Source organism: Clostridium sp. (genome assembly GCF_050717515.1).
Taxonomy (GTDB): Bacteria; Bacillota; Clostridia; order Clostridiales; family Clostridiaceae; genus Clostridium_AD.
The window spans coordinates 36,283-47,137 of sequence record NZ_JBOITL010000004.1; the positions used below are offsets into that span (position 1 = coordinate 36,283).

General features: G+C 32.9%; 13 protein-coding genes. 10 read left to right on the plus strand and 3 right to left on the minus strand.

Going from position 1 to position 10,855, the window contains the following annotated elements:
- Positions 1-183: 183 nt before the first annotated feature.
- From ACREV6_RS00920 to ACREV6_RS00930, 3 genes are read left to right on the plus strand one after another with little or no spacing between them, the layout of a single operon-like run.
- Entirely contained in the window at positions 184-438 is a 255-nt protein-coding gene (locus ACREV6_RS00920) for a spore coat associated protein CotJA (RefSeq protein WP_431576158.1), read from the plus strand.
- Positions 438-725, plus strand: a complete 288-nt coding sequence (locus ACREV6_RS00925) for a spore coat protein CotJB (RefSeq protein WP_431576159.1) — start codon at positions 438-440, stop codon at positions 723-725. The genes ACREV6_RS00920 and ACREV6_RS00925 overlap by 1 nt, the downstream gene beginning before the upstream one ends.
- Before the next feature lie 3 nt (positions 726-728).
- Positions 729-1,319: a manganese catalase family protein gene (locus tag ACREV6_RS00930; RefSeq protein ID WP_431576160.1), complete on the plus strand. Its 591-nt coding sequence runs from the start codon at positions 729-731 to the stop codon at positions 1,317-1,319.
- Between the two features lie 134 nt (positions 1,320-1,453).
- Here ACREV6_RS00930 and ACREV6_RS00935 read toward each other — a convergent pair whose 3' ends face one another.
- Positions 1,454-1,597 carry a hypothetical protein gene (locus ACREV6_RS00935; protein ID WP_431576161.1) on the minus strand — a complete coding sequence of 48 codons (144 nt, stop codon included), beginning with the start codon at positions 1,595-1,597 and terminating at the stop codon, positions 1,454-1,456.
- A gap of 472 nt (positions 1,598-2,069) precedes the next feature.
- On the opposite strand from ACREV6_RS00935, the gene ACREV6_RS00940 reads away from it, so the two are divergent.
- The gene (locus tag ACREV6_RS00940) at positions 2,070-2,288 is read left to right on the plus strand and encodes a DUF3955 domain-containing protein (RefSeq protein WP_431576162.1); all 219 of its coding nucleotides are present in this window, start codon (positions 2,070-2,072) and stop codon (positions 2,286-2,288) included.
- A gap of 137 nt (positions 2,289-2,425) precedes the next feature.
- Here the strand turns inward: ACREV6_RS00940 and ACREV6_RS00945 are convergent, their stop codons facing one another.
- Complete coding sequence (locus tag ACREV6_RS00945) at positions 2,426-3,781, minus strand: MATE family efflux transporter (RefSeq protein ID WP_431576163.1); 1,356 nt, start codon at positions 3,779-3,781, stop codon at positions 2,426-2,428.
- A 542-nt stretch (positions 3,782-4,323) separates the two neighbouring features.
- Here ACREV6_RS00945 and ACREV6_RS00950 point away from each other — a divergent pair.
- The 6 genes from ACREV6_RS00950 (at position 4,324) to ACREV6_RS00975 (ending at position 10,445) form a co-directional block, all read left to right on the plus strand.
- Positions 4,324-5,244, plus strand: a complete 921-nt coding sequence (locus tag ACREV6_RS00950) for an ABC transporter permease (protein WP_431576164.1) — start codon at positions 4,324-4,326, stop codon at positions 5,242-5,244.
- Positions 5,245-5,252: 8 nt separating this feature from the next.
- On the plus strand, positions 5,253-6,179 hold the full coding sequence (locus tag ACREV6_RS00955) for an ABC transporter permease (RefSeq protein ID WP_431576165.1): 927 nt from the start codon (positions 5,253-5,255) through the stop codon (positions 6,177-6,179).
- A 9-nt stretch (positions 6,180-6,188) separates the two neighbouring features.
- The gene (locus tag ACREV6_RS00960; protein ID WP_431576166.1) at positions 6,189-7,220 is read left to right on the plus strand and encodes an ABC transporter ATP-binding protein; all 1,032 of its coding nucleotides are present in this window, start codon (positions 6,189-6,191) and stop codon (positions 7,218-7,220) included.
- Entirely contained in the window at positions 7,217-8,194 is a 978-nt protein-coding gene (locus tag ACREV6_RS00965; protein WP_431576167.1) for an ABC transporter ATP-binding protein, read from the plus strand. Before ACREV6_RS00960 ends, ACREV6_RS00965 begins: the two co-directional genes overlap by 4 nt.
- A 64-nt stretch (positions 8,195-8,258) precedes the next feature.
- Positions 8,259-9,935 (plus strand): peptide ABC transporter substrate-binding protein, encoded by a 1,677-nt coding sequence (locus ACREV6_RS00970; RefSeq protein WP_431576168.1) that lies wholly within the window; start codon positions 8,259-8,261, stop codon positions 9,933-9,935.
- 189 nt (positions 9,936-10,124) lie between these two features.
- Positions 10,125-10,445, plus strand: a complete 321-nt coding sequence (locus tag ACREV6_RS00975; RefSeq protein ID WP_431576169.1) for a hypothetical protein — start codon at positions 10,125-10,127, stop codon at positions 10,443-10,445.
- Positions 10,446-10,536: 91 nt separating this feature from the next.
- Here ACREV6_RS00975 and ACREV6_RS00980 read toward each other — a convergent pair.
- On the minus strand, positions 10,537-10,855 hold a 319-nt coding region (locus ACREV6_RS00980; RefSeq protein ID WP_431576170.1), incomplete at its 5' end, for a C40 family peptidase.

Consider the following 10,855-nt stretch of genomic DNA (forward strand, 5'->3'; position numbering starts at 1 on the left):
TACCTTAGGTGGCCTTTTTTTAGATAATATCTAGATTATTTAATTACCTAATGGTGAAGCACTAAATTATACAATTTAATTTCATGGAGATGGAAATTGTGTTATTTTTAATTGGAAAATATACTCACTTTTTTTAATGTTTGCATATAATATTATGTACTAAATACTTTCTGGAGGTTTAAATTGAAGCAGACTGATACAGGAAAAAAGATGTCCAAAGTCGAAGAAATGAGCAATTGCATACCACAAGAAACCATAATTGAAAATGTTAGGCTAGCTGCTGCATATGTTCCATTCCAATTCCTTTGTGCTGTGTTTACGCCAATTGAAGCACTTAGAAGAGGAACTGCTTTTCCCGAACTTTACAGTCCTTACAAAGGTGAGGACAAAAAAAGTAGACCATGTCAATTGGAAACAATTAAAAAGGGGCGAATCTAATGAGAAATGAAATGAATAAAATGGAAATGCTAAAACAGATTAGCGCTACACGTTTTATGATGATAGACTTAGCGTTGTTCCTTAATACTCATCCATTGGATAGAGAAGCTGTTGTAGAGTATAATAATTACATTATGCAATGGAGAGGACTAAAAGAAAACTATGAGATGAATTATGGCATGTTAACTCAACTTAACTCCTTAAGCCCATACCCATGGCAATGGATAAACGAACCCTGGCCTTGGGAAAATGATGCTAATTTTATGTTTGAAAAGGAGGAAGTGTAATTTATGTGGACATACGATAAATTCTTAGAATATCCTGTAAAAATTAAAAATCCTAATCCAGAAATGGCAAAAATTATTATTACTCAATATGGCGGTCCAGACGGTGAGCTAGGTGCATCATTAAGATACTTAAGTCAGAGATTTTCTATGATAACTCCCGAAGCTATAGCAACATGTAATGATATAGGCACTGAAGAACTAGCTCATTTAGAAATGGTTGGAAGCATGGTTCGTCAATTAATGAAATGCGCAACGCTAGAAGAAATTCAAAAAGGCGGAATGAGTGGCTACTATGCTGACCATGGTAGAGGAATATACCCTGTAAGCGCATCAGGCGTTCCTTTTAACGCATCATATATTCAATCAAAAGGGGATCCCATTGTAGATCTTACTGAAAATTTAGCTGCAGAACAGAAGGCAAGGGCTACCTACGAATATCTAATTAGTATGGCTGATGATCCAGATGTAATAGAGCCTTTAAAATTTTTAAGAGAAAGAGAAGTTGTTCATTATCAAAGATTTGGTGAAGCTCTAAGAATTGTTCAGGATCATCTACAAGAACCACACTTATTTGTAATGCATAAACCAGTTTAGAGTTTAAATATATATAGTTGTTGAATTTTATTTAACAGCTATATATATTTTTTTTATCGCATTATTTTATTTATAATCTGCAATTATAGTCTTAAGCATTTTACACCAGGTTAATAATATATGAAATGTTCAATTTAATATTTAACTTCTTTTTTAACTGACTTATATTTAGATTTAGTCTCATCTTCAGGATTAATATATTCATAATCGTTTTGTTTATTTTTCTTGATTCCTAATGCAGCCATTTTATTTTTGGTTACAGTTAACTTATTGCTCATATTATCTCACCTTTCTTGTTAATATTTAAATTTACGCAAACATATATTTGTCTAATGATCTTTAGATATTATAATGACCAAAAATTCATTATATATGCCCTAGAATTTTATGCTAAAGAAACTTTAAATATAAATGAAGAAAATAGTAAACAAGATTTGCAAGAAAACGGCCTATATATAAGAATCAACAGATAGAGAAAAAATTGAAATTATATAAATTTAAAGAATTGGAATTGATTATGTAGTTAAGCAATATGTTGGTTAACAATATATATATACTAATAAGCATTAAGAATATATTGATAAACAATAAAAAATGTGATATACTACGGTTAATAATTAATTGCTACAGGTTAACTAATAGAAATATAGTTTTAAAGCTATATTTAGAAGTGTGTTTTAAGGGGCTACTTGCCAGGAGAATATGCATGAAAATAATTTTTAAAGCTGAAAAGCGCGAAAGGAGTTTGCAATGAAAAAAAAATATTTAACTTTAATACCCTTTATTATAGGGGGCGGTTGTATGATTGCCTATAGCATAATCGGATCTGAAGTCGCTCCAGATGGTACTCTTTTGGAACCATTTTATTTAATACCAATGAGTTTCTTATTCTTGGCTATTGGTATAATTCTTGTACTATCAGTGAGTATAGTGTCATTCTTTCGTAAATCTAAAAAATCTCACAGATAAATATTTGCACTCCCATGAAAATTTTTGGTAATTAATATGAACCAGCGGGATATAATATAGGTGTCATGTAGAAATTTAAAGAAGTAATGATTAGGAATAATGGATAGGTATTTAGTACCTATCCATTATTGATTTTTTTATGCTTCATTGATTAAATTTCTTTTATAAAATAGGTAAAATGAAATGACAGTTATTGTTACAGCTATAATATCGGCTATTGGTTCTGCTAATAAAACGGCGAATAATTTATCTTGAAAGAAGTTTGGAAGAATAAATATAAGAGGTATTAGCAAAACTATCTTTCTTAATAATGCTAGGAATAATGAAATTTTAGCTTGTCCTAAAGCTAGAAATGATTGTTGACAAGCTATTTGAGCGCCGAATATAAATGTACCTACAAAATAAATTTTAATGCTCCAAGTGGTAATAGACATAAGTTCTGGTGTCTTGTTAAATATAGAAACAATGGTTTCTGGAAATAGCATTAAAATACTTGTCATTACTATGGTGTAAGTTAAAGAACATGTTAATAAAAGTTTGATAGTAGCTTTTACTCTATCTAAGTTTTTAGCCCCATAATTATAGCTTATTATAGGTTGGGAACCTTGAGTTAAACCAATTAACGGCAGCATGATGATTTGCATTATACTCGCCATAATAGTCATAGCACCTACAGCCAAATCACCGCTATAAGCTTGAAGTTTTGTATTTAAAGAAACTAAAACTAAACTTTCAGTAGATTGCATAATAAATGGTGCAATACCTAAACTAACAATAGGAAGTATAATTTTGAGATTTGGCATTAAAAACTTTTTGCGTATTTTTAAAATGGTTTTTTTTCCAAATAAAAATTTTAAAACAAATATAGCGGAAACCATTTGAGCAATTATAGTTGCTAAAGCAGCTCCCTTAACTCCCATGTTAAAAGTGAAAATAAATATAGGATCAAGAACTATATTTATTGCAGCGCCAATCATTACGGTGCACATACTGATTTTCGTAAAGCCTTGTGTATTTAAAAAAGCATTCATGCCTAAAGCTATCTGAACAAAAACTGTTCCAATTAAATATATTGTTATGTAATCCTGAGCATACCCAATAGTTTGATCGCTTGCGCCAAAAGCATAAAGAATTGGACCCTTAAAAATTAAAAATACTACAGTTAAAATTATGCCTATAATAATAAGCATAGAAAAGCTATTGCTTAGTATTTTTTCAGCTTCCTCATTTTTCTTTTCACCCATTTTTATAGCAGCGATTGGAGCACCACCCATACCAATTAAAGCACTAAAAGCTGATATTATAAGAATTATAGGAAAAGCTATACCAACTCCAGCCATAGCAATTTCGCCATTTGGAAGCTTACCTATAAATATTCTATCCACAATATTATATAAAACATTTACTAATTGCGCTATAATGCATGGCAAGGCTAGTTTGAACAATAGTTTTCCTATTTTACCCTTTTCAAAATCTGAACTCGCTGAACTCATAACAAAAATCTCCTTAATCAAATTATTTTGATAGTATAACTAAATCCTTTTACAATTTTTGAAATTTCTATTGACATTGATATTTGTTTTGTGATATGATATAATTGTGATATTTGAAGTAGTGTAAATTGGTATTTTATGTCCGTATATAAGTATATATCAAAATTATATTTAAGTAAAGCTTAAATATAATTTTGATATATACTTATAATATTTTTATTTATTGTAACTTATAATTTGCGTGTAAAGTCCATTTTTTTAGGTGTGAAGTTTCAGTAATTGAGGGTGTAATTAAATAAGAGAAGTTTAAGCTAGCTGGAGTGGTGTAGATTCACTACTTTGGCTAGTTTTTTTTGCTTTCATTAAGAAAAAGAATTTGCCACTTGCAGGTGGATGGCACCAAATTAAAGACATTTAACAGAATATTATGTGAATAAACTTGCAATTACAGGAATAATATGGTATATATGAATAATAATAGTAATATTAATAGTAAAGTATAGAATTTATACTTTTATTAACAATGCTAGGGGGGGATTGGCGTGTCAAAATACATACTTAAGAGAATTGTTTCAAGCATACTCACCTTATGGGTGGTAGTTACTGCAACATTTATACTTGCACATGTAATTCCTGGTGGTCCTTTCGATAGAGAGAAGGTCCTTCCACCAGAGATATTAAAAAATATTCAAGAAAGATATAATTTAGACAAATCGCTATTGTGGCAGTATCAGAATTACATTGGTGATTTAGTAAAATTAGATCTTGGACCATCTTTTCAACAAAGAGGAACATCTGTTAATGACATTATTAATAGAGGCTTTCCTGTATCTGCGAAACTGGGAGCTGTTGCCGTTTCTATATCATTAGTTTTTGGGATAATCCTTGGGATAATATCCGCTTATAAACAAGGCAAGTGGCAGGACAACTTGGCAATGTTTATAAGCACATTAGGTGTTACCATCCCATCCTTCGTAGTTGCTACTCTTCTTATATATTTTTTAGGAGAAAAGCTGAGGTGGTTTCCAGTATTCGGTCTTTCGAGTCCGAGACACTATGTTCTACCTGCAATGGCTCTAGCAGGATTTTCTATGGCTTTTATATCTAGGCTTATAAGATCCAGTTTGCTGGATGTTATTCGGCAGGATTATATTAGAGCCGCAAGAGCACGAGGTTTATCTGAAACATCAATTGTTTTTGTGCATTCCTTAAGAAATGCGATACTTCCTGTAATTACCTATATCGGACCACTAGTTGCAGCAATTTTAACTGGAAGCTTTGTAGTAGAAAGAATTTTTACAATACCAGGCCTTGGTAGATCCTTTGTGGATAGTATATCTAACAGAGATTATACCTTAGTACTTGGAGTGACAGTTTTCTACAGTTTTTTATTAATTGTATGTAATCTCTTGGTAGACATTGTTTATGCATTTGTGGATCCAAGGATTAACATTGAAGGGTAGTGGTGATAATGGCTGAAAATACTATAAAAAAAATACCGGATTTTAAGCCGGTAAGCATTGAAAAAAGACAAAGCTATGTAGCTAACCGTGAAAGCGAAACTTACTGGCAAGATGCAGGCCGAAGACTAAAAGGGAACAAAGTCGCTATGGTTTCAATGGTGGTAATTATGTTTGTGTTAATAATGGCTATTGTAGGTCCCTTAATAAGCAAATTTGATTATGCTTCAAATAATCTTTTGAATTCAAACAAGTGGCCTGACAAAATTCATTGGTTTGGCACCGATGAACTCGGCAGAGATATATTTGTTAGAGTTATGTATGGAGCTAGAATATCTCTTTCTGTAGGTGTTGTAGCTGCAATTATTAATCTTACTATAGGTGTATTATATGGCGGTATTTCAGGTTATTATGGTGGCAATGTAGATAATATTATGATGCGTATTGTAGATGTTCTTTATAGTATACCAATGATGCTTTATGTAATACTTCTAATGGTGGTTTTAGGTAAGAGCCTTCTAAATGTATTCATAACCCTTGGAATTATATATTGGGTTGGAATGGCCCGTATTGTGCGAGGGCAAGTGTTATCTTTAAAGGAACAGGAATTCATATTGGCGGCAAAAGCTGCAGGAGCCAGCAAAATCAGAATTATTTTAAGACACCTGATACCTAATTCAATGGGTGCTATAATAGTTACTTTAACACTTTCTATACCTCAAGCGATTTTCACAGAAGCTTTTTTAAGTTTTATTGGGCTTGGCGTGGCTGCTCCAATGTCAAGTTGGGGTACATTGTGCAATGATGCGCTAGCCACATATAAAACTTTTCCTTATCAATTATTTATTCCAGCTTTAGCTATTTCTATAACAATGGTTGCGTTTAATCTTTTTGGTGATGGGCTTCGAGATGCCCTTGATCCAAAGATGAGAAAGTAGGTGAATATTGTGGAAAAAATTCTGGAAGTTAAAGATTTAAATACATCTTTTTTTACTCATGTTGGAGAAGTAAAAGCTGTTAGAAATGTATCCATTACTCTTGAAAAAGGTCATGCTTTAGGTATTGTTGGAGAATCCGGTAGTGGAAAATCTGTAACCATGCTTTCCATAATGAAATTATTAACTGATAATGGTAAATTGACTGAAGGTCAAATTATATTTGATGACGCAGATATAACAAAATACAACAATAAGGCTATGCGAAATATAAGAGGAAACTCCATGAGCATGATATTTCAAGATCCTATGACTTCTCTTAACCCTGTTCTAACCATAGAGAAACAAATGATAGAGCCTATTATACTTCATAAAAAAGTTTCAAAATCCCAGGCGATTAAACTTGCAGTAGATATGCTTAATCTTGTTGGAATCGCAAACCCAAAAACAAGACTAAAGCAGTATCCTCACGAATTTTCAGGTGGTATGAGGCAAAGAGTAATGATAGCAATAGCGCTTTCCTGTAATCCAAAACTAATAATTGCCGACGAGCCAACAACAGCACTTGATGTAACTATTCAAGCCCAAATATTGGAGCTATTTAAGGACATAAGGAAAAAACTTAATACTTCGATAATTTTGATAACTCATGATTTGGGCATTGTAGCAGACCTTTGCGATAGTGTTAATGTAATGTATGGTGGATATGTAGTTGAAAGAGGAAGCACAAGAGAAATTTTTTATAATGCAAAACATCCTTATACCTGGGGGCTTTTAAATAGTGTTCCTAATCCTAAGAATCTGGTAAAAGAAAAATTGAAACCTATAGAAGGGCAACCGCCTGATTTATTGGACCCTCCAAAAGGGTGTCCATTTGCTCCAAGGTGTGATTACGCTATGGAGGTATGTATGGTGGATATGCCGCAGCATTTTTCAATTGATAATGTTGATTCAACTGTCAGCATTCACAGTGCTGCCTGTTGGTTAAATCATCCTGATGCCCCCAAAATAGAAAGACCACTTAGGAAGGAGCAGATAATATGAAGGAGCCGGAATATTTATTGTCCGTAAGAAACCTAAAGAAATATTTTCCTGTACGACGAGGATTTTTTGGAAAAGGGAATAGTTTTGTTAAGGCAGTTGATGACTTAAGCTTTGATATAAAAAAAGGAGAAACCCTAGGGTTGGTAGGAGAATCTGGATGTGGAAAGACCACCTGTGGCAGAACTCTTTTAAAGCTTTACGAACCAACTTCTGGTGAAATTATATATAATGGACATCATATTGAAACCCTTTCGCCTAAACAAATGCTTTCTTATAGAAAACAAATGCAAATAATATTTCAAGATCCCTATGCCTCCCTAGATTCCAGGATGACAGTTGGAGATATTATTGGTGAAACTATTGATATTCATAAACTTTCAATTGGTAATGAAAGAAAAGATAGAATTAAACAACTGTTAGACATTGTTGGTTTAAATAACGAGCACATTAATAGATACCCTCACGAATTTTCTGGTGGCCAAAGACAAAGAATAGGTATTGCTAGATCTCTAGCAGTTGAGCCGAATTTTATAGTATGTGATGAGCCTATTTCAGCTCTTGATGTTTCTATTCAGGCTCAAATAGTGAATATGCTAGAAGAACTACAACAAGATATGGGCCTTACTTACCTTTTTATAGCTCATGACTTATCTATGGTTAAACATATTTCAAAAAGAGTTGGAGTAATGTACTTAGGGAAGATGATGGAGATTGGTGAGAGTAATGAGGTCTATTTACATCCACTGCATCCATACACACAAGCATTATTATCCTCAATACCATTACCAGACCCTGATGAAGCTGCAGCTAGCCAAAGGATTATATTGGAAGGTGATATTCCAAGTCCTATGGATCCACCTGAAGGATGTAGGTTCGCAGGTAGATGCAGATTTGCTAAAGAAATTTGTACCAAAGTAACTCCAGTATTAAAAAATATGGGTGGAGACCATAAGGTAGCCTGTCATCTTTATTAAAGGACGGAGGGTAACGAGCTTAATCCTTTAATATTTAGATAATTATAAAATGAAGGGGGATGTTATGTTGAACAAGAAAAAATTAAGCAGAAAAATAACTTTGGCTCTATGTATTGCACTCACTATGACTATGTTCGCAGGTTGTACTAGCAAAACACCTGTAAAGGAAGAGACAAAAACAAAGGAAGAGACAAAAGTAGTGGAGGAGCAATCCGTTGTTTATAATCTGGGAGCTCAACCGGATACTATAGATCCAACTCTTCTTACAACTGTAGGTGGAATGACTATAGCAAATCAAGTTTTTGAAGGTCTTATGAGACTAGATGAAAATAATAAACCAGTTGTTGCTGCAGCTGAAAAAGTTGATTTTGATGAAAAAGCTCCTACAAAATATGTGTTTCATTTAAGAAAAGATGCTAAATGGTCAGATGGAAAGGCTGTAACTGCAAAAGACTTTGAATATTCTTGGAAAAGGGTTTTGAATCCTAAAACTGCATCAGATTATGCAAACCAATTATATTACTTGAAAAATGGTCAAGCGTATAATGGAGGGAAAGCTAAAGTAGAAGACGTTGGAGTAAAAGCAACAGATGATTACACTCTTGAAGTTGAACTAGCAGTTCCAACAGCATATTTTTTACAGCTTTGTGCACTTTCAACCTTAATGCCTGTAAGACAGGATATAGTAGAAAAAGACCCTGAAAAATGGACACTTAATCCTGAAACCTATGTAGGAAATGGACCTTTTAAACTTACTTCATGGACACATGATGCTTCAATGGAATATGTAAAAAACGATAATTATTGGAATAAAGCTGAAGTTAAACTTGATAAAATGAAGTTTGTAATGATAGTTCAATCAACTTCTGCTCTTGCTGCTTTTGAAACAGGAGAAGTTGATTACCTTGATGATTTACCAAGTAACGACATACCAAAATTAGTTGCTGATAAAAAAGCTGTTTCAGTACCATATATAGGAAATTATTATATATCCCTTAATAACAAAATAAAGGGTTTAGATAATTCTAAGGTTAGAAAGGCATTAGCACTCGCTATTGACAGACCACTACTTATTGAAGCAGTATGGAAAGATCCTCGTAAACCAGCAACTGCATGGGTTCCTTTCGGCATTTCTGATTCAGATACAACTAAACAGTTTAGAACTGTTGGTGGAGACTACTATGATGGAAAAGGTGATATAGCAGAGGCAAAGAAACTTCTTGCGCAGGCAGGTTACCCTGATGGAAAAGGCTTCCCTGAATTTCAATATGCTTATAACAAAAATGAGACACATGCAAAAATAGCACAGGCAGTTCAAGATATGTGGAAGAAGAATTTAGGGGTAAATATTAAATTAACAGAAGTAGATTGGAAGGTATTCGTTCCGCAAAGAAGAGTAGGAGACTATCAAATCTCTAGGGATGGATGGATCGGCGACTTTATGGATCCAATGACTTTTATGGATATTATGGTGAGTACTGATGGAAATAATCATCCTAAATACAATAACCCCAAATACGATGAACTTGTACTCGGTGCAAAAAAAGAAGCAGATCCTGTTAAGAGAATGCAAATGTTACATGATGCAGAAAAAATATTAATGGAAGATATGCCAGTGGTTCCAGTAGCTTTCTATGTAAGCAATGTAGCTTGCAAAACCTATGTAAAGGGAGTTCGTAAGATACCTACTGGTATGATGTACTTTGACAGAGCATTTGTTGAAGGTAAAGCTGCAAAATAGATTAAAGAAATAGCCGGGGGAAACCTTGGTTATTTTCTTTTTAAATAATTATACAGCAAATTGCATCATTTTTAATTTGAAATATGACAATATTCTACTAATTTAGCAAAGTCACTATGATAGAATAAGTTTAACAGGGAGGAGTAAAGCAAAGGTCAAGGTAATTAAAGTGAAAGGGGAGTAATAGAAATGAGTTTTTTATTTAAAGAGAAAAAAAATAATGATGGAGTAGAAAAAATTGGATTTGGGGAAGTTTTAAATGATGATAAAATGATTAGAAGGGAAAGGAGATTTAGAATATTAAATTCAGTAATTATATATAATTCAGAAGAAGATTATTATGAGACATTGGCTACCTGCGTTAATGAGAATAATGTAATAGAAACAATAAGTATAGAAGCATTTGATATAAGCGAAAATGTTATAGAACTTAAAGGTGCATATATTGACTATCAAGAGTATGAAGAAGATTCAGAAATAAACTGTACTGGAAGAATATATTATTTGTAAACAAAGTTTGGACAAATACCTTAAATATATGGAAGATACTTTTAATATGACATAGGGAATGTATGGCTACCTTAAAAGGACCTGGCATTTCTTATGTATATTTTATCAATCTTTTACCTATTACAAACTTATCTTTGTAATATCCAGTTAATTCAGATATTTTTATAACATCATATGCGTTAGGGGAATGTATGAATTTATTATTCCCAATATATATTCCCACATGAGATACCTGGTTCGGTAGAACTGGATTTGTCATAAAAAAAACTAAATCACCCTTTTCAAGATTATTTATAGTGCGCCAAGAAAGCTTGGCATCTACTTGTAGGGTGAAAGTCCCTATTGAGGAAGGTCTAACCAACCACTCATATCGAGTGTTGCGTTGAAGCTGGTAACAGCAATACGAAGCG

Bases quoted from the DNA above. Each gene is read 5' to 3' on its own strand.
- ACREV6_RS00955 (WP_431576165.1), top strand. From the start codon at position 5,253: ATGGCTGAAAATACTATAAAAAAAATACCGGATTTTAAGCCGGTAAGC.
- ACREV6_RS00930 (WP_431576160.1), top strand. From the start codon at position 729: ATGTGGACATACGATAAATTCTTAGAATATCCTGTAAAAATTAAAAAT.
- ACREV6_RS00965 (WP_431576167.1), top strand. From the start codon at position 7,217: ATGAAGGAGCCGGAATATTTATTGTCCGTAAGAAACCTAAAGAAATAT.
- ACREV6_RS00975 (WP_431576169.1), top strand. From the start codon at position 10,125: ATGAGTTTTTTATTTAAAGAGAAAAAAAATAATGATGGAGTAGAAAAA.
- ACREV6_RS00945 (WP_431576163.1), bottom strand. From the start codon at position 3,781: ATGAGTTCAGCGAGTTCAGATTTTGAAAAGGGTAAAATAGGAAAACTA.
- ACREV6_RS00925 (WP_431576159.1), top strand. From the start codon at position 438: ATGAGAAATGAAATGAATAAAATGGAAATGCTAAAACAGATTAGCGCT.
- ACREV6_RS00940 (WP_431576162.1), top strand. From the start codon at position 2,070: ATGAAAAAAAAATATTTAACTTTAATACCCTTTATTATAGGGGGCGGT.
- ACREV6_RS00970 (WP_431576168.1), top strand. From the start codon at position 8,259: ATGTTGAACAAGAAAAAATTAAGCAGAAAAATAACTTTGGCTCTATGT.
- ACREV6_RS00935 (WP_431576161.1), bottom strand. From the start codon at position 1,597: ATGAGCAATAAGTTAACTGTAACCAAAAATAAAATGGCTGCATTAGGA.